This window comes from Cupriavidus necator N-1, assembly GCF_000219215.1.
GTDB classification, from domain to species: domain Bacteria; phylum Pseudomonadota; class Gammaproteobacteria; order Burkholderiales; family Burkholderiaceae; genus Cupriavidus; species Cupriavidus necator.
In genome coordinates, this window is sequence record NC_015723.1 from 781,178 (window position 1) to 798,937 (window position 17,760).

Annotated in this window: 12 protein-coding genes and 1 pseudogene; 3 read left to right on the forward strand and 10 right to left on the reverse strand. The window is 68.2% G+C overall.

Features of this window, described 5'->3' with window-relative positions:
* Positions 1–29: 29 nt before the first annotated feature.
* From nirD to CNE_RS21665, 4 genes are all read right to left on the reverse strand, one after another.
* The gene (nirD, locus tag CNE_RS21650; RefSeq protein WP_041228566.1) at positions 30–413 is read right to left on the reverse strand and encodes a nitrite reductase small subunit NirD; all 384 of its coding nucleotides are present in this window, start codon (positions 411–413) and stop codon (positions 30–32) included.
* A gap of 26 nt (positions 414–439) precedes the next feature.
* Positions 440–3,001 (reverse strand): nitrite reductase large subunit NirB, encoded by a 2,562-nt coding sequence (gene nirB, locus CNE_RS21655; RefSeq protein ID WP_013952409.1) that lies wholly within the window; start codon positions 2,999–3,001, stop codon positions 440–442.
* Positions 3,002–3,066: 65 nt separating this feature from the next.
* The gene (locus CNE_RS21660) at positions 3,067–4,386 is read right to left on the reverse strand and encodes an MFS transporter (RefSeq protein WP_013952410.1); all 1,320 of its coding nucleotides are present in this window, start codon (positions 4,384–4,386) and stop codon (positions 3,067–3,069) included.
* A gap of 318 nt (positions 4,387–4,704) precedes the next feature.
* Positions 4,705–5,190, reverse strand: coding sequence for a winged helix-turn-helix transcriptional regulator (locus CNE_RS21665; protein ID WP_013952411.1), 486 nt, complete (start codon positions 5,188–5,190; stop codon positions 4,705–4,707).
* Between the two features lie 78 nt (positions 5,191–5,268).
* On the opposite strand from CNE_RS21665, the gene CNE_RS21670 reads away from it, so the two are divergent.
* Positions 5,269–5,850 (forward strand): GNAT family N-acetyltransferase, encoded by a 582-nt coding sequence (locus CNE_RS21670; RefSeq protein WP_013952412.1) that lies wholly within the window; start codon positions 5,269–5,271, stop codon positions 5,848–5,850.
* Positions 5,851–5,859: 9 nt separating this feature from the next.
* Here CNE_RS21670 and CNE_RS21675 read toward each other — a convergent pair whose 3' ends face one another.
* Entirely contained in the window at positions 5,860–6,735 is an 876-nt protein-coding gene (locus CNE_RS21675) for an EamA family transporter (protein WP_013952413.1), read from the reverse strand.
* A gap of 131 nt (positions 6,736–6,866) precedes the next feature.
* Entirely contained in the window at positions 6,867–7,289 is a 423-nt protein-coding gene (locus CNE_RS21680; RefSeq protein WP_013952414.1) for a Fur family transcriptional regulator, read from the reverse strand.
* A gap of 99 nt (positions 7,290–7,388) precedes the next feature.
* Here CNE_RS21680 and CNE_RS21685 point away from each other — a divergent pair.
* Positions 7,389–9,571 (forward strand): annotated as a pseudogene (locus CNE_RS21685) (TonB-dependent siderophore receptor).
* Between the two features lie 2 nt (positions 9,572–9,573).
* Positions 9,574–10,791 carry a DUF1624 domain-containing protein gene (locus CNE_RS21690; protein WP_013952416.1) on the forward strand — a complete coding sequence of 406 codons (1,218 nt, stop codon included), beginning with the start codon at positions 9,574–9,576 and terminating at the stop codon, positions 10,789–10,791.
* 27 nt (positions 10,792–10,818) lie between these two features.
* On the opposite strand, the gene CNE_RS21695 is transcribed toward CNE_RS21690, so the two are convergent.
* Genes CNE_RS21695 through CNE_RS21710 form a run of 4 tightly spaced genes read right to left on the reverse strand, consistent with a single transcriptional unit; the run spans position 10,819 to position 17,393 of the window.
* Positions 10,819–12,624 carry an efflux transporter outer membrane subunit gene (locus CNE_RS21695; protein WP_041228568.1) on the reverse strand — a complete coding sequence of 602 codons (1,806 nt, stop codon included), beginning with the start codon at positions 12,622–12,624 and terminating at the stop codon, positions 10,819–10,821.
* Between the two features lie 39 nt (positions 12,625–12,663).
* Positions 12,664–14,625 carry a glycosyltransferase gene (locus tag CNE_RS21700; protein ID WP_013952418.1) on the reverse strand — a complete coding sequence of 654 codons (1,962 nt, stop codon included), beginning with the start codon at positions 14,623–14,625 and terminating at the stop codon, positions 12,664–12,666.
* Positions 14,626–14,627: 2 nt separating this feature from the next.
* Entirely contained in the window at positions 14,628–15,974 is a 1,347-nt protein-coding gene (locus CNE_RS21705; RefSeq protein WP_013952419.1) for a hypothetical protein, read from the reverse strand.
* Between the two features lie 27 nt (positions 15,975–16,001).
* Positions 16,002–17,393, reverse strand: a complete 1,392-nt coding sequence (locus tag CNE_RS21710; protein ID WP_013952420.1) for an HlyD family secretion protein — start codon at positions 17,391–17,393, stop codon at positions 16,002–16,004.
* Positions 17,394–17,760 lie beyond the last annotated feature (367 nt).

Consider the following 17,760-nt stretch of genomic DNA (forward strand, 5'->3'; position numbering starts at 1 on the left):
ACAGGGGGAACATCAAATGGGCGCCGGTGTCAGGCGGCGAGTTCTTCCTCGGCCTCGCTCACGGCCACGCCGGCGGCAATCCAGATCTTGCCGTCATAGACGCGTGCGGCGTAGGCATTGACCGAATGCTCGGGGGCTTCCAGGCACTCGCCGGTGCGCAGGTCGAAGTGATGCTTGTAGATCGGCGAAGCCACCACCAGGCGCTCGCCCAGGTTGCCGACCAGCCCGCGCGACAGCACCGCGGCCTGCGAGTTGGGATCGAAGTTGTCGATGGCGTAGACCTCGTCGCCACGGCCGATGCGGAACACGGCGACCTGCTTGTCGTCCACCAGCGCGCACACACCAGTGTTGGGCACGATATCGCGCACGGTGCAGACGGCGGTCCAGGTCTCAGGATGGTGGGGATGGCTCATCACGTTCTCCTTGTTTGCGGGCACGGTCAGGCTGCTTTCGCGGGCATGGACACCACGGGAATGTGGCTCAGGCGGGAACGATGCAATTTCCGTTCCTCCGGCGTGGCCGGGCGGATCTGCCCGCGCTCTTCGATGAAGGCGACGTTGTCGTCGCGGCGGTCGCTGTTGACGAAGTGGCGGAAGCGCTTGCGTGTCTCGGGATCGGTCACGGCCTTCTTCCACTCGTCTTCGTAGGTGTCGACCACGTGCTGCATCTCGGCTTCCAGTTCGGCGGCGAGGCCCAGCTTGTCGTCCAGCACCACGGCCTTGAGGTAGTCCAGACCGCCTTCCAGGTTGTCGCGCCAGACGCTGGTGCGCTGCAGGCGGTCGGCAGTGCGCACGTAGAACATCAGGAAGCGGTCGATGTAGCGCACCAGGGTGTCGTGGTCGAGGTCGCTGGCCAGCAGCTCTGCATGGCGCGGCTTCATGCCGCCGTTGCCGCACACGTACAGGTTCCAGCCCTTGTCCGTGGCGATCACGCCAACATCCTTGCCCTGCGCCTCGGCGCATTCGCGGGTGCAGCCGGACACGCCGAACTTGATCTTGTGCGGCGCGCGCAGGCCCTTGTAGCGGTTCTCCAGTTCGATCGCCAGGCCCACCGAATCGCCCACGCCATAGCGGCACCACGTGGAGCCCACGCACGACTTCACCGTACGCAGCGCCTTGCCGTAGGCATGGCCCGATTCAAAGCCGGCGGCGATCAGTTCTTCCCAGATGAAGGGCAGTTCCTCGGCGCGTGCACCAAAAAGGTCCACGCGCTGGCCGCCGGTGATCTTGGTGTAGAGACCATATTTCTTTGCCACCTGGCCGACCGCGATCAGGCCCTCGGGCGTGACTTCGCCACCCGGCATGCGCGGCACCACCGAGTAGGTGCCGTCCTTCTGGATGTTGGCCAGGTAGTAGTCGTTGGAGTCCTGCAGGCTGGCGTGCTCTTCCTTGAGCACGAACTCGTTCCAGCACGAGGCCAGGATGCTGCCCACTGCCGGCTTGCAGATATCGCAGCCCATGCCCTTGCCGTGCGCTTCCAGCAGCGCATCGAAGGTCTTGAACTTGCCCACGCGCACCAGGTGATACAGCTCCTGGCGCGAGTACGGGAAGTGCTCGCAGAGATGGTTGTTGACGGCCATGCCCTGCTTCTTCATCTCGGCCTTCATGATCTGCGTGACCAGCGGCACGCAGCCGCCGCAGGCGGTGCCGGCCTTGGTGCAGGTCTTGAGCGCGCCGATGCTGGTGGCGCCGTCGCACACGGCCGCGCAGATCTCGCTCTTGGAGACGTTGTTGCACGAGCAGATCTGGGCAGTGTCGGGCAGGGCATCGGCGCCCAGCGCGGGCTTGGCCTTGCCGCTGCTGTCGGGCAGGATCAGGAATTCGGGCGACTCGGGCAATTCGATCTTGTTCAGCATCATCTGCAGCAGCGTGCCGTACTCGCTGGCGTCGCCGATCAGCACGCCGCCCAGCAGGTACTTGCCGCAGTCGGACACCACCAGCTTCTTGTAGACCTCCTTGCGGTCGTCGCAGAACTGGTAGAAGCGCGCACCCGGCACAGTGCCGTGCGGGTCGCCGATGCTGGCCACGTCCACGCCCATCAGCTTGAGCTTGGTGCTCATGTCGGCGCCGGCAAACTCGGCGGCTTCGCCCTGCAGGTGGCGCGCGGCGACGCGGGCCATGTCATAGCCCGGCGCCACCAGGCCGTAGATCTTGCCTTGCCACAGCGCGCATTCGCCGATGGCGTAGATGTCGGGGTCCGAGGTGAGGCACTGGTTGTCCACCACGATGCCGCCGCGCTCGCCCACCGCCAGGCCGCTGGTGCGCGCCAGTTCGTCGCGCGGGCGGATGCCGGCCGAGAACACGATCATGTCGGTGTCGAGGTGGGTGCCGTCGGCAAACACCATGCGGTGGGTGCCGTCTTCGCCGTCGATGATCTCCACCGTGTTCTTGCCGGTATGCGCGGTCACGCCCAGGCCATGGATCTTCTGGCGCAGCATGCGGCCGCCGCCTTCGTCGACCTGCACCGCCATCAGGCGCGGCGCAAACTCCACCACGTGTGTCTGCAGGTCCATGTCGCGCAGCGCCTTGGCGCACTCCAGGCCAAGCAAACCACCGCCGACCACCACGCCGGTCTTCGAGCGCGCACCGCATTCGCGCATCGCTTCCAGGTCTTCGATGGTGCGATAGACAAAGCAGTCCTTGCGGTCCTTGCCCGGCACCGGCGGCACGAAGGGGTAGGAGCCGGTGGCCAGGATCAGCTTGTCATAGGACAGGGTCTCGCCGGTCGATACCTTCACCGTGCGCGCGGCGCGGTCGATCTCCACCGCACGCGCATTCAGGCGCAGCAGCATGTTGTTGTGCTGCTCGAAGAAGCCGGCGGGCACCAGCGACAGGTCCTCGGCTGACTTGCCGGCGAAGAACTCGGACAGGTGCACGCGATCGTAGGCGGGACGCGGTTCTTCGCACAGCACGGTCACTTCCACGTTCTGCGCGCCGGCTTCCGCCAGGCATTCCAGGAACTTGTGACCCACCATGCCGTGGCCGACGATGATCAGTTTCATGATGCTTTCCTTGTCCGGTAGTCAGTCTTTGCTGCTTGTTGTGCTGTGGGAGCGATGCTTCAAAATCAGTTGGCCATTGCGCTGTCGTACAGCGCCTGCTCCTGGGCCTTGTGCTCGGCGCTGAAGCGGATGGCGATGGCGCAAAGGGCGGCGATGGTGGCCAGCACGCCCAGCACCGTCAGCGTGTGCTGCAGGTCGCCCAGGCCCTTGAGCAGGAAGCCCGCGGCGACGGCGCCCACGTTGCCGCCAGCGCCGATGATGCCGGCCACGCCGCCCAGCGCCTTGCGGTCGATAAAGGGCACCAGGGCGTAGGTCGCGCCGCAGGCCATGTGGGTGAACAGGCCGAACAGCAGCATCGCGACCACCGCCAGCGTCACGTTGCCGGCCTGCGCGAACCACAGCAGGCCCAGGCCTTCGCCCAGGATCAGCACGAACAGCAGCGTGGCGCGTGCGTCCAGGCCGCGGCGGCGCGCCGCCTTGTCCGACAACCAGCCACCCAGGGCGCGGGCAAACAGCGCCAGCAGGCCGAAGCTCGCGGCGGCCATGCCGGCGGCCTTCAGGCTCAGGCCGAAGCGGTCGACGTAGTACGAGGCGGCGATGTTGTGGATGAAGATCTCCACGCCGAAGCAGGCGCCGTAGGTGATGAACAGCAGCCACACGCGATAGTTGGCGCTGGCGGCGCGGAAGCTGGCCCAGCCGCCGCCCTTGCCGCCGTCCTTGCCGGTGATGGCGATGCCGCGGGCGCGCAGGTCCGAGTAGTTGCCTTCCGGGCAGTCCTGGGTGAAGCGCCAGTAGACGACGGCCATGATCAGCATCAGCACGCCCGGCACCAGCAGGGCGAAGCGCCAGCCGAACGCGTGGTCGGCGCCGAGCATCAGCACGGCGGCCAGCAGCAGCGGCATGATGGCTTGCGCGGCGCCGCCGCCGGCATTGCCCCAGCCGGCCGCGGCTGCGTTGGCGGTGCCGACTACGTTGGGCGCGAACATCACCGATGTGTGGTACTGCGTGATCACAAAGCTGGCGCCGACTGCGCCGATCAGCAGGCGGAAGGTCAGGAAGGTCTCGTAGTTCTGTGCCAGCGCCACGCCCAGCACCGGCAGCGCGCCCAGCGCCAGCAGGCCGGTATAGGTCTTGCGCGGGCCGAAGCGGTCGCACATCGGGCCGATCACCAGGCGCACCAGGATGGTCACCGCCACCGCCGCGATATTGATGTTGGCGATCTGGCCCGGGGTCAGGCCGAACTCGCCCTTGAGCACCGGCATCAGCGGCGCGCAGGCAAACCACGCAAAGAAGCAGACGAAGAACGCCATCCAGGTCAGGTGGAAGGCGCGCATCTGCGGGGTCTTAAAGCTCAGCAGCTCGATGCGGGTGGCTTTGGCGGTCATCGTCCTTGGCTCCAAAAACAAATGGCGTCCCGCAAACCAGGCCGTTCAGGCCAGTTCTGGGGACGCCGTTGTCCTGACAGCCACTACATGGAATAGAGGCTGCGTATGTGGGGTGGGCCGGTCGCCGTTGACGGGCCCGTACCCTGTTACGCAAGGGGTGTGCCAGGCCGGTATGTGACGGTGAGTGGGGGTTTGTTGCGCTGAGGTGCGGCGGAGTGATGCCGGGATGCGCTGTGGTGGGGCGGCCGCCGGGCTGGCGGCACACTCATGGTGCAGTGCGGTGGGCTGCGCTGGTGCGGTGCAATGCCGCGCTCGGTGCTACTGGTCCGAAGCCGGGGACTGGGCGTTGACGGGGACGATCAGCATATCGCGCGGCGATACTTCCGCGCCGTCCTCGTCGACCAGTGCCGCGCGTACCAGCTTGCCGCTGGCGCGCGAGCGGATCTGCACCGGGCCTTCGCCGGACGGGGCCATGTGGCTGTCGCCCCACTGCATCAGGCCGACCAGCACCGGCAGCAACTCCACGGCGGCGCGGGTGGGGCGGTATTCGGAGCGTTCGCGCTCGCCGGGCTCGCGGTAGCCGACCTTGCGCAGCAGACCGGCGTCGGTCAGCGTCTTGAGGCGCGCGGACAGCACCGCGGGCGAGCATTCCAGCCGGCGCAGGAAGTCGTCGAAGCGCGTCACGCCGTGGAAGACGTCGCGCAGGATCAGCATTGTCCACTTTTCGCCGATCAGCGACAGCGTGGCGGCAATCGAGCAGTGGCGGAGGTCGGACGCATTGGGGGTCATGATGCGGGCAAGCATAGCATGCTGACTTCATTTGCAAAAGCCAGGTTATCTCCTATACTCTGACTACAAATTTTGAATCCAGATGGTGCCAGGATGGATGATCAAAGCGAAGCCCGCACGGGCAAGGCGGAAAGCTGGATGGTGGGACGGGGCGTACAGGTCACGCTGCGCCGTACGCGGCCACAGGATAGTGGGGCGCTGCGCGCGCTGGTGGACGGACTCTCGCGTGAGAGCCGCTACTTCCGCTTCCTGAGCGGCGGGCGCGTGGTGGACGCGATTGTCGACGGCCTAGCCGCGCCAGGCCCTGGCGGGGTGGCGCTGGTGGTGGAGGCGCCCGACGCAGAGGGCGTATCAGCCATTGTCGCCAGTGCGGAATACGTGGTGTCCGGGCAGGTGGGGGAATTTGCCGTGGTCGTTGCCGACGGCTGGCAAGGGCAGGGACTGGGGCGGCGCCTGATCGCCAGGCTGTGCGAGCTGGCCTGCGCGGCCGGCCTGCGCACCCTGCGCGGCGACGTGCTCAGCGAGAACCGCCGCATGCTGGCCATCCTGCGCGGCCTCGGTTTTGCCAGCCGCCGCAATCCGGAGGACAGCTACCTGCATGAAGTCACGCTGGCGCTTGGCCAGCCGGCGCGCAGCGAGCTGCGGCTGCCGGCGGACTGGTTCAGCGCGTCCTGAGCCCAGCGGTCAACCGGCTTCGCGCTTGCCGCGCGAGGTCATGGTGCAGCCGACCGAGGCGGTGATGATGCTGGCGATCGCCAGCCATTGCAGCGCGCTCAGCTGTTCATGCAGGAACGCCAGCCCGGCCAGCGCGCCCATCGCCGGCTCCATGCTCAGCAGGATGCCGAAGGTGCGCCGGTGCAGGCGCTTGAGCGCCACCATCTCCAGCGAATAGGGAATCGCGCTCGACAGGATGCCCACCGCCAGCCCGAACAGCAGCAGCGTCGGGCTGAACATCGCGGTGCCCGCATGCGCCATCCCGAACGGCAGCACCACCAGGGCCGCCATGGTCAGCCCCAGCGAGGTGGCCTGCCCGCCGTGGGCGTTGCCCGCCATCTGCCCGAACACGATATACAGCGCCCAGCCCACCCCCGCGGCAAGCGCATAGCCGATGCCCACAGGATCCAGCGTGCCGGCGGCATCGCCCACCGGCAGCAACAGCAGCAGCCCGGCCACGGCAAAGCCAATCCACAGGAAATCGATCGCGCGCCGCGACGACAGCACCGCGACCGCCAGCGGCCCGGTGAACTCGATCGCGATCGCCAGCCCCAGCGGGATGGTGCGCAGCGACATGTAGAACAGCAGGTTGGTCGCGCCCAGCGCCGCACCGTACAGCGCGATCGCGCGCGCGTTGGCCCGCGTCAGCGGGATGCGCCACGGGCGCCAGACGCACAGCAGGATCAGCGCCGAGAAACTCACCCGCAGCGCCGTGGTGCCCTGTGCCCCGAGCGCCGAGAACAGGCTCTTGGCAAACGAGGTGCCGATGCACAGCGAGGCCATCGAGCCGGTCAGGGCCAGCACGGCGATCAGGGTCGAGCGACGGTGGGCGGCGGTTTGCGGCAATTTGGAGATCCTGTTTGATGGCGTGGCCTGTGCAATGCTGCCGCATCATGCGGCAAGCACGGCGCAAGCGCCATATACAGGTGTGGACCAGTGGCTCAGTACAGTTGGCCGTGCCCCGAACACGCCGCTGTTCAGTGGTCCCGCGCCGCCGCCCTGCGCCGCTTGCCGGACTTGCTGGCGCAGTCCGGGCAACGCCCCAGCAGCGTCAGCTCGTGGTGCTCCACCTCGAAGCCCGGCGGCGTGATCTCTTCCATGTGCCCGGGACACCCTTCCAGCGGAAATACGCGATCGCACGTCAGGCACTGGAAGTAGTGGCGGTGCGTCACGGCGCCGGGTTCGCCCGCCAGTTCATAGCGGTCGGGCTGGCCCGGCAGTTCCACCGCATGCACCTGCGCATCGTCCAGCAGGGTGCGGATGTTGCGATAGACCGTGGCCAGACCCAGGGACGGCACCTGGCGCTGTGCCGCGGCCAGGATTTCGGCCGGGCTCAGAGGCCGGCCAGCTTCGCGCAGCGCGTCGATGACGGCGCCGCGTTGACGGGTCATGCGTTCCATGCCTAAAATCTTAATGAGAAATTATTATCATTAATGAGTCGCTGCGGTTTGCCAGTCGGATGGCCGCCGCCGCGACTCGTTTTTATTGGGGTGTTCCTTATGCTGCTTGCGCAGCCCAGCCGTGCCCGGCACCGCATGCCGTTTTCGTTCCTGCCTGCTGTACCAGACTTGCGCCCGGTCCAGGCGCGCTCATTGCGGCCGGTGGCCGCCCTGATGCTGGCGATGTCCGGCCTGGCCGAGGTGGCGGATACCGCCGAGGCCTCCGATATTACGCTGCCGGCGGTGTCGGTGGTCGGCACGGCCTCCGCATCATACAACCCGCCCGACGCCTCCGGCGCGACCCGCACCGACACGCCGCTGCGCGAGATTTCGCAGTCAGTGCGCGTGGGGCCGCGCGCCATGCTGGACGACATCGCCGCGACCGTTTCGACCAGTCCTTCGACTATGTCAGCGGCATCGCGCGCCAGAACAACTTCGGCGGCCTGTGGGACAACTTCGCCATGCGCGGCTTCACCGGCCATGAGAACACCGGCGCGGGCTACCTGGTCAACGGCTTTGCCGCCAACCGCGGCTATACCGCGCCGATGGATGCGGCCACCATCGAGCGCGTGGAAGTGCTCAAGGGCCCCACGTCATCGCTGTACGGCACCAGCGAGCCGGGCGGCACCTTCAACGTGGTCACGCGCCAGCCGCAGTTCCGGCCCGCGCAGCGCTATGGCTTCGAGCTTGGCACGCGCGACGGCTATCGTGTCACGGCCGACGTCACCGGCCCGCTCGGCGAGAACGTGGCCGGCCGGCTGATCGCCGTGGCCGACCACCAGGGCAGCACGCGCGACTACATCAACAGCCAGCGCTACCTGGTGGCGCCGTCGTTCACCTGGACGCTCGGTAACGACACCGTGCTGCAGTACGCGGCTGAATTCCAGCGCTACACCACGCCGATGGACCGCGGCGTGGTGGCCGTCAACGGCCAGCTGGGGCGCATCCCGCGCTCGCGCTTCCTGGGCGAGCCCGGCGACGGCGACATGCGGCTGGACAGCCAGTCGCACCAGCTCAGCGTGGAGCACCAGTTCAATCCAAACTGGAAGGGCAGGCTCGGCCTGTCGTATCGCGGCGGCGCACTGACGGGGCACAGCAGCGAGGCGACTTCACTGGCCGCCGATGGCCGCACGCTCTGGCGTCAGCGCCGCTACCGCGACTTCCAGTCGGACGATGTCTCGCTGCAGGCCAGCGTGACCGGCAAGTTCAGCACCGGCCCGGTCGGGCATGAACTGCTGATGGGGGTGGATGCCTACCGCTTCGGCAATACCATGGCGATCCTGCGCAAGAACCCCAGCGCCGCGGCGCCGTACGCGATCGACATCTACGAGCCGGCCTATGGCCAGCCGGCGCCGCCGATGCCGTGGAACATGGACACGTACGAGCGCCAGCGCAATCTCGGCGCCTACTTGCAGGACCAGCTGAGCCTGGGCGAGCGCTGGCGCGTGCTGGCCGGCGTGCGCTTCGACGCCGTCGACCAGTCGCTGGACAACCACCTGCGCGGCACGCGCACCACGCAGCACCAGAACGCGGTGTCGCCGCGCGTGGGCGTGAGCTACCTGGCCAGCCAGAACGTGTCGCTGTTTGCCAATGCCAGCCAGTCATTCCGCCCCAATGCCGGCGCCGACGCCGCGGGCCAGCCGTTCGACCCCGAGCGCGGCCGCGCCGTGGAGGCCGGCATCAAGTTCGACAGCGAGGACCGCCGCACCGGCGCCACGCTGGCGATCTTTGAGATCCGCAAGCGCAATGTGCTGGCCGCCGACCCGTCCGATCCGTCCTTCTATATCGCCGCCGGCGAAGCGCGCAGCCGCGGCCTGGAGCTGGACGTGGCCGGGCAGCTTGGCACCCACTGGCGCGTGTCGGGCAGCTTTGCGCTGACCGATGCCGAGATCACGCAGGACACGCGACTTGCCGCCGGCACGCCGCTGTCCAACGTGCCGCGCACCAGCGGCAGCTTGCTGGCGGTGTACGAGGATGCCGCGCCGGTGGGCCAGCGCTATGGCGTTGGTGCCGGCCTGCGTTACGTGGGGCGGCGTCCGGGCGATGTGCAGGACAGCTTCTCGCTGCCAGCCTATGTGCTGGTGGATCTGCATGGCTACTGGCAATACAGCCGCAATGTGCGTGTGTCGCTCAATGTGGGCAACCTGTTCGACAAGACCTACTACGCCAGTTCGTACAGCAGCCTGTGGATTGCGCCGGGCGCGGGCCGCAGCGTGCGGCTGGGCGTGCAACTGAGCTATTGACGATGCTGCCAGCCAAGTCGCGCACTGCCGCGCCCCTGTCTTCTCCGACAGTCTTCCCTTCTGCCGCGGGCACGCGGCCGGCCGGCGGCCGGCTGCTGTCCATTGATGCTCTGCGCGGACTGGTAATCCTGACCATGCTGCTGGACCACGTGCGGGATATGTTCTTCCTGCACGTCCAGGTGGCCGATCCCATGGATGTCGCCACGACCTCTCCGGCACTTTTCTTCAGCCGGCTCGCCGCGCATCTGTGCGCACCGGTTTTCATCTGGCTGGCCGGCGTATCGGCGTGGCTCTACGGTGCCGCCGGCCACGACCGGCGCGCCGTCAGCGGCTTCCTGCTCAAGCGCGGCGTGTTCCTGGTGCTGCTGGAGGTGACGCTGGTCGGCTTTGCCTGGACCGGGACCTTGCCGCCGCAGGTGATCTACTTGCAGGTGATCTGGGCCATCGGCCTGAGCATGATGGCGCTGGCGGCACTGGTATGGCTGCCGCGGGCGGTGCTGATTGCCGCGGGCATTGCGCTGGTGGCTGGCCACAACCTGCTGAGCCCGCTGCATTTCCCGGTGGACAGCGCCTGGCACGTGCCCTGGGCCATCCTGCACGACCGCACCTGGTTCGAGGTGGCTGACGGCTTCAGGGTGCGCACCTCATACCCGGTGCTGCCGTGGATCGGCGTGATTGCGCTGGGCTATGCGGCGGGGCCGTGGTTTGCCGCCACGGTGCCTGCCGGGGTGCGGCAGCGGCTGCTGGCTGGATGCGGGCTGGCGGCGCTGGCAGGCTTTGCGGTGCTGCGCGCGCTGAACGGCTACGGGCAGGAGCAGAAGTGGATCTCGGGCAGCGACGCCTTGCACACCGCGATGAGCTTCCTCAACGCCACCAAGTACCCGCCGTCGCTGCTGTTCCTGCTGCTGACGCTGGGAGTGGGCTGGTTGCTGCTGGCGTGGCTGGAGCGCGCGCAGGGCGGCTGGATCGCGCGGCGCATGGCCGTGTTCGGCGCCGTGCCGATGTTCTTCTACCTGCTGCACCTCTACGTGCTGCAGGGGCTGTACCAGGCCTGCGTGCACCGCTGGGGACTGAACCAGGGCAAGGTGTTCGGTCTCGACCACGTCTGGCAGCTGTGGCTGGGGGCGGCCGTGCTGGCCCTGGTGCTGTGGCCGACGGTGCGCTGGTTCGCGGCGCTGAAGGCAAGGCGGCGGGACTGGCGCTGGCTGAAGTACTTCTGACCAGCGCCTGGGTCCCGCACGCCCGGCTCAGCGCGGCGTAGCCGCGACGGGTGCCGGCTGTGCCGCCGCCGGGGATTGCGCCGGAGCCTGGGGTTGCGCTACGGCCTGGGGCTGGGCTGCGGCCTGAGCCGGTGCCACGGCTTGCGGCTGTGCGGCGGCTTGAGGCTGTGCGGCAGCTTGAGGCTGCGCCACGGCCTGGGACCGCGCTACGGCTTGAGGTTGCGTCACGGCTTGAGGCCGTGCTGCCGCCTGGGGCTGTGCCGCGGCTTGCGGCCGCGCGGCGGGTGCCTGGCGTGCGCCGCCATTGGCCGCCGGGGCGGCCTCGGTCACCTCGCGCCAGCCGCCGCCCAGCGACTTGTACAGCGATACGCGGCTGGTCAGGCCGGCCAGCTTGTACGTGATCAGCGCCTGCTGCGCGGTGTAGAGCTGGCGCTGCGCGTCGAACACGCCGAAGTAGTCGTCCACGCCGTTCTTGAAACGCATTTCCGACAGCCGCCGGGTCTCGCTGCCTTCGCGCACCAGGGCTTCCTGCGCTTGCACCTGGCGCTCGTAGGTGGCGCGTGCCGCCATGCTGTCGGCCACTTCGCGGAACGCGGTCTGGATGGTCTTCTCGTAGTTGGCGACGTTGATGTCCTTGCGCACGTTGGCCGCATCCAGCCCGGCACGGTTACGCCCGGCGTCGAAGATCGGCACGGTCAGCTGCGGCGCGAACACCCACGCCATGCCGCCGGAGAACAGCCCCGCCAGGCTGCTGCTGGCCACGCCCAGCGCGCCGGTCAGCGAGATGCGCGGGAAGAAGGCCGCGCGCGCCGCGCCGATATTGGCGTTGGCCGCCTTGAGGCGGTGCTCGGCGTTGAGGATGTCGGGGCGGCGCACCAGCACGCTGGACGGCAGCCCTTCGGGGAACTCGCTCACCAGGGTGCGCGCGTCCAGCGGATCTTGCGCGGCCGCGTTGGCGTTGGCAGTCGCCGCGCCGGCATCGGTCACGGATTTCGGCAACGGGCCGCCGATCAGCAAGGACAGCGCGTTCTCATCCTGCGCCACCTGCCGCGTGTATTGCTCAACGCCCACCTGCGAGGTCTGCACCTGGGTTTGCGCGCGATGCTGGTCCAGTTGCGCCATCGCACCGACCTGGCGCCCGCGCCGCACCATCTCTGCCGCGTCCTGCTGCGTCTTCAGCGTGTCCTGCGACAGCTTCAGCAGCGCGCGGTCGGCCAGCAGCGTCAGGTAGGCGTTGGCCACCTCGGACACCAGACTGATCTGCGCGCTGCGGCGCGCTTCTTCCGTGGCCATGTATTCCTCGAGCGCGGCATGCTTGAGGCTGCGCACCCGGCCGAAGAAATCAAGCTCGAACGCGGTGAAGCCGATGCCTGCGTTATAGGTGGTGATCTGCGGCGACTGGCCCGCCGCGCGCAGCCGTTGCGGCAGCCGCTGCGAGACCATGCCGGCATTGCCCTCCACCGTGGGGAATTGCGCCGCGCGCTCGATCTGGTACAGCGCGCGCGCTTCGTCAATGGCAAGCGTGGCCATGCGCAGGTCGCGGTTGTTGGCCAGCGCCAGTTCGATCAGCTGCCGCAGTTGCGGGTCGATGAAAACATCGCGCCATCCCAGGTCCGCGGCCGAAGGGCCGGCGGGTTGGGCCGGCTGACCCGGCTGTGCCGCACTGGCCTGCGGGGTGCGGTAGGCAGCGCCCTCCGGCCACGCCGACGGGACCGGCGCGTCGGGGCGCTGGTATTGCGGTTCGAGCGAGCAGGCCGCAAGGGCCAGCACGAGCGCGGCGGGCAGCAGCAGGCGCGGCGGGGGCAGGGTACGGGGGCGTGGCAAGCTTCGCATGGATGGTTCCGGAGAGTGGGGATTGTTATCTGGCATGGTTCAGCCCAGCAGCGCGCGCCGCACAAAGCGCGACAGCGCCAGCTTGGGCCGCCCCTGCCGGGCGATGTTGTGTGCGGGATCGGTGAACAGCAGCCGGATCAGCGCGTGGCGCGCCGCCATGCCGGCGTTCAGGGCGATGCCCAGCAATTGCCCGTCGCGGCGCACCACGCGGCACGGGATCCAGCCGGTCTGCTCCAGCCACAGCGCGCCCTCGGTGCCGGCGGGGATGGCCGGCGCCAGCGGCGTGGTGACGGCAACGCCGTTGCAGGACAGGTCCCTGGTGGTCACGCGGTATTCCTTGCCATCCACGCGCAGCAGCGCTGCCGCGCGGTGCGGGAAGCGCTCTTCCTTGCGCGGGCGCGGCAGTTCCACGCAGACCAGCAGCGAGGCCAGGTACAGCATCAGCGCCACCCCGGTCCAGATCGTGTTGAAGGCGAGCCCTTGCGCATCGGGGTCCACCACCAGGGCGCGGCCCAGTCCCAGCGCGGAGAAACCCAGCAACCCCGCGTACAGCGCAACGAACTTGCCGTGGATCACCAGCTTGGAGCGGTCCAGCCCCTTGTTTGTCACCTTGAATGGCCGCCCGAATGGCTTGAACATCGCGCTCACCAGCGATGCGGTGACGGCCAGCGCCGCCACGATCTGCGTGACTTCGGTGAAGATCGGCAGCGCGCGCTGGCCGGTGATCCAGATGCTGTACGCCCAGTACGCCACCAGCGCCGGCAGGCCGTAGGCGAGGAACTGCAGCGGCTCGCCGTACAGCGTGGAGACGCCGAGGTACCAGTACAGCAGCGGCCCTGCCAGCAGCATCAGCGTGAACGGCCGCGACAGCCAGTGCAGCAGGCCGTGCACGTAGTGCAGCCGCTGCATCCCGGTGTAGCCGCGCCCGCGCAGTGGCCCGTCCGCGGTCAGCGCCACCTGGATCGTGCCCAGCCCCCAGCGGCTGCGCTGGCTGATGTACTCGGGCAGGCCTTCGGCGGACAGCCCCACGCTCAGGCGCTCATTGAGCCAGCGCGTGAGATAGCCGTGCGGCAGCAGCCGGTAGGTCAGGTGGATGTCCTCGGTCACCGTGCCGGTGGGAAAGCCGCCGATCAGGTCGATCAGATCGCGCCGCACCACGAACGAGGTGCCGATGCAGAACGCCGCGCCCCAGGCGTCCTTGGCTGGCTGCATCACGTCGAAGAAGGCGCGTTGCTCATCGACCCAGCATTCGGTGGCGCGCAGGTTGTACTGGATCGGATCCGCGTTGTAATAGAACTGGGGCGTCTGCACTACGCCCACGCGCGCATCGCTGAACAGGCCCACGGTTCGCAGCAGGATATTGCGATGCGGCGCGAAGTCGGCGTCCAGCACCAGGATGTAGGGCGCGCCGCCGGCCGCGGCGCTGTGGCGCAGGCCGTTGTTGAGATTGCCGGCCTTGGCGTGGGCATTGTCCGGGCGCGTTACGTAGTGCGCGCCGACGCGTTCGCAGAACTCGCGCAGCCAGTCGCGGCGGGTGTCGTCCAGCACCCAGACGCGGAAGTCCGGGTAGTCGATCGCCAGCGCCGAGACAATGGTCTTCTCCAGGATGTCCAAGCCTTCGTTGTAGGTGGCAATGAAGATGTCCACCGGCGGCACCTGCTTGGCGCGGCGCAAGGCGGCCTCGCCCGCGTCGGCGTCGGGGGTGTGGTTGCTGGTGCGCGCCAGCACCACGATCGACAGCAGCGTATAGGCCAGCGTCATGCATTCGAAGGTAAAGAACACATGGGCCCACACGCTGGCGAAGGTCATCTGCCAGTCCGGCAGTGTTTCGCGGATGCGCCAGGTCAGGTACACCACCAGCAGCAAGGCGGCGACGCCGCCGAACAGCACGCGGTCCGCCGGCCGGTCATGCCGGCACAGCATCGAGAGCAGCACCATCGCCAGCAGCACGCCGCCGTTGATGACCAGCAGCGTCTGGTTTTCCAGGAAGAGGGCGAACATCGTCAGTCCTTGGTGGTGTTGGTGCTTGCATTGGCCGGCGCGGCCGCAATGGCCGGCGGCGGGCAGGATGGTTCCAGGCATCCGCCCGGACGGAAGGGGTTCCAGCGCGCCGCGGCCAGCACGGCCCATGCGGTGGCGCCCAGGTGGGGCAGGTGGAAGTAGTGGAAGTCCTCCGTGGTCGAGGTGGGCCCGATCGACAGCCCGGTGCTGATGCGTGCCTCGGGCGTGGCGTAGAGCATCCCGGACGGCGCCCGCTGCGACAGCAGCAGCTGCCACAGTGGCTGCGACTGTTGCGCCTGCCCGGCGGCCTGCAGCACCAGCGCGGCCTGCCCGGTGCCTTCGGTCCAGATGCCGTCGGGGCCGCCCTTGAAGCCGTAGCCTGCGCCGGCGCGGTGCTTGGCCTCCACCCACGCCAGGTTGCGGCGCCAGTCCTGCGGCGGGTCCGGGATCGCGATCAGCGGCCACAGCACCGCATCCAGCGCGGACGGGCCGGCGTTTGGCACGCGCCCATCGTCGCGCGTGCCGATGATGAAGCGGCCCTCGCGCGCCTGCCACATGGCGCCGACAAAGCCGCGCGAGCGCGCCGCGCCATCGCGCCAGCGCGGATCGTTGCGCTGGCTGGCGAGCCAACTGAAGGCGGCATAGGTATCGACGTTGTGCTCGGTCGATTTCCACCCCTGGCGGGTCTGCTTCGGCTCATGGCCGAAGAAGCCGCCGATATAGCCGGCGGGCGCGCCCGTGTCGGGCACGGTGGCATGCACCCAGCCCATCAGCGCGGCGGCGCCATCCAGGTAGCGTGGATCGCGCGTGGCGTCATGCACGGCCAGCAGCAGCAGCGCGGCCCAGGCCACGTTGCCGGTGGCGGTGCCGGCCTGGTAGGCATCTTCAAACCAGCGCTTGCTGGGTTCGTCCCACCAGCCTGGCAGCGGCACCGGGCCAGCCGGCAGCGGGCCGGCGCGGTAGGCGTTGCGCAGGCGCGCATCGCGGAAGTGGCGGTCCTGGCGGGTCGCCTGCAGCACGGCGTCGGCAATGCGGCGCGCTTCGGCGGGGCGCTTGCAGGCCACCAGCGCGATGCCGGCCAGCGCGTTGTCGTAGACGAAGGCGGCATTGCGCAGCGCCGGGGCCAGCGGCTCGCCGCCCGGCGCGGGTTCATAGCTGGCGAGGAAGACGGGGCCGTTGCCGCTTTCACGGCTGACGCGCTCGGCCAGCGTCTTGCAGCCGTCGGCCAGCAGTGTCTGCTGGGCAGGCTCGGCAGCGCGCGCCGCGCATGGCGCCAGCGCGAGCATGGCGGGAAGCAGCGCGCCGGCAACCAGGCGGGGCAGGCGTGCGGTCGGGATCGGCAGTCGCATCCGGGTCTCCTTTGCCTGCGTCGGCGGTTATATCAGCGATGCCCGCAGCTGGCCCAGCCAGCTCTGGTTCAGCGTCACGCGCGCCCAGCGGCCCATGCCGCAATGGCCGGATTGGCTTGGCCCTGCCGCTGCCCCTGCCGCTGCCCGTGTTGCAGTCCCTGAGGCAGCAGCCTTGCCCGGCACGTTGTCCAGCGGGCGGTCGAGCTTGGCGATCACATAGATCTCGTTCTTCTCGATCGGCGGGAATGGCACGAAGTAACGCGCCTGGTCGCCGTCCGGCGCGCGCGGCAGCACCTCTGCCACCGATGCCGGCAACGCCGTGGGCACGCCGTCGACATGCACGTTCAGCCGTGCACCGGGCAGCAGGTTGTCGCTGAGGCTGCGCGGGAACACCGCCACCACGCGCGTCTGCGCGCAGTTGCTGGCGCGCGCCAGGGTGGCGCCGGCGGCCACGCGCATGCCAGGCTGCGCGATCAGGTCTTCGATGGTGCCGGGTTCGGTCGAGCGGATCTCCAGGTTCGAGAGCCGGTCGAGGCGTTCCTGTTCCGTGGCGATCATCTCGTCGACCGACTTGCCATAGGCCTCCAGTTGTTCCAGCTCTGCCGTCAGCTGTGCCGATTCCGCGCTCAGTACCTGGCGCCGCTGGGCCAGCGTGGCACTGGGGCCGTCGGTGGACGAGGCATAGACCTTATTGCGCGCGGCCTCGCTCACGCCGACGGCGTTATCCAGCTCGGCCTTGGCCGCAGCTTTGGCATTGGAGAGCATCGACAGCTGGTAGCGCGAGGCATTGGTGTAGGCCTCGCTGACCGCGCCGGCCCACTGCATGCTCTGGTTGCGGTTGACCACTTCCTGCTGCTGGTCTTCCTGTGCCTTGGCCGATGCCAGGCGCGCCTCCAGCGCGCGTACGCGCGCACCGTGCTCGCGTTGCGCAGCGCTGTTGTAGCGCTGCAGGTCCTGCTCGGTGGCGGCCATCAGCCGGCGGTTGCTTTCCAGCCGCGCCTTGGCAGAGTCATACCGCTGCTGGTTGTCGAGCTTCTTGCCGGTCAGGTCGACCAGCAGCGAACGGTCGATGTTCGGGTTCTGCACGATCATCAGCGCCTGGTTGGCCGAGAACGGCTGGTCCGCGGCCACCATCTGCTTCATCACGATGCCTTCCACGGGAGACGTCACCAGGCTAACCGGGCTGTTCACCACGGCCCGCTCCGACGAGCGCGTAAACACATTTGGAAACATGATTGTCAGTACGGCCCAGATGATGAACAGCACCACGCCGTAGCCCGCCATGCGCGGCACGATGTGCCACAGCGGCACCGGAACGGGCTGCGGGCGTTGCACCAGGCCGTCGCCGTGGGGCTGGCGCAGCGGTGCCGGTGTCAGCGGGTGTTGTCTGGGTGGCGGATTATTGCGCTGGTCGGCCATGGTGTTGTTCTCCGGCAAGCAAAGTCAAAAAAGCGTCCCAGCCGGCATGCACAGGGTGCAGGTCGGATGAGCGAAATTCCAGGCAAGCAGGTAGCGTTGCGCAAGGGCTGTCGCGCGGTGCCCGGCTTGCATGTCCCCAATTCAGTTTGTTGTCTGCAGCACGCGCGATGTGGCCAGGCCGTATCGGCGCACCTTGCAATTGGGCCGACAAGCAGCCCGTGGATTAGCCCGGCTTCATCCGGGCAGAATTGAACAATGGCCAGTCAATGACCAAGAAGTGGCAGCCCGCTGACGCAAAGATTCATGCACTCAGGCCGCCGCGTGTGAGTTAAAGGCTAGTCAGTTGCCCCGTCCCTTGCTGTAAAAA

Excerpts from the sequence above, each read along its gene's own strand:
- CNE_RS21670 (WP_013952412.1), top strand. The coding sequence starts at position 5,269 with ATGGATGATCAAAGCGAAGCCCGCACGGGCAAGGCGGAAAGCTGGATG.
- CNE_RS21695 (WP_041228568.1), bottom strand. The coding sequence starts at position 12,624 with ATGCGAAGCTTGCCACGCCCCCGTACCCTGCCCCCGCCGCGCCTGCTG.
- nirB (WP_013952409.1), bottom strand. The coding sequence starts at position 3,001 with ATGAAACTGATCATCGTCGGCCACGGCATGGTGGGTCACAAGTTCCTG.
- CNE_RS21660 (WP_013952410.1), bottom strand. The coding sequence starts at position 4,386 with ATGACCGCCAAAGCCACCCGCATCGAGCTGCTGAGCTTTAAGACCCCG.
- CNE_RS21710 (WP_013952420.1), bottom strand. The coding sequence starts at position 17,393 with ATGGCCGACCAGCGCAATAATCCGCCACCCAGACAACACCCGCTGACA.
- CNE_RS21700 (WP_013952418.1), bottom strand. The coding sequence starts at position 14,625 with ATGTTCGCCCTCTTCCTGGAAAACCAGACGCTGCTGGTCATCAACGGC.
- CNE_RS21690 (WP_013952416.1), top strand. The coding sequence starts at position 9,574 with ATGCTGCCAGCCAAGTCGCGCACTGCCGCGCCCCTGTCTTCTCCGACA.
- nirD (WP_041228566.1), bottom strand. The coding sequence starts at position 413 with ATGAGCCATCCCCACCATCCTGAGACCTGGACCGCCGTCTGCACCGTG.
- CNE_RS21680 (WP_013952414.1), bottom strand. The coding sequence starts at position 7,289 with ATGGAACGCATGACCCGTCAACGCGGCGCCGTCATCGACGCGCTGCGC.
- CNE_RS21705 (WP_013952419.1), bottom strand. The coding sequence starts at position 15,974 with ATGCGACTGCCGATCCCGACCGCACGCCTGCCCCGCCTGGTTGCCGGC.
- CNE_RS21665 (WP_013952411.1), bottom strand. The coding sequence starts at position 5,190 with ATGCTTGCCCGCATCATGACCCCCAATGCGTCCGACCTCCGCCACTGC.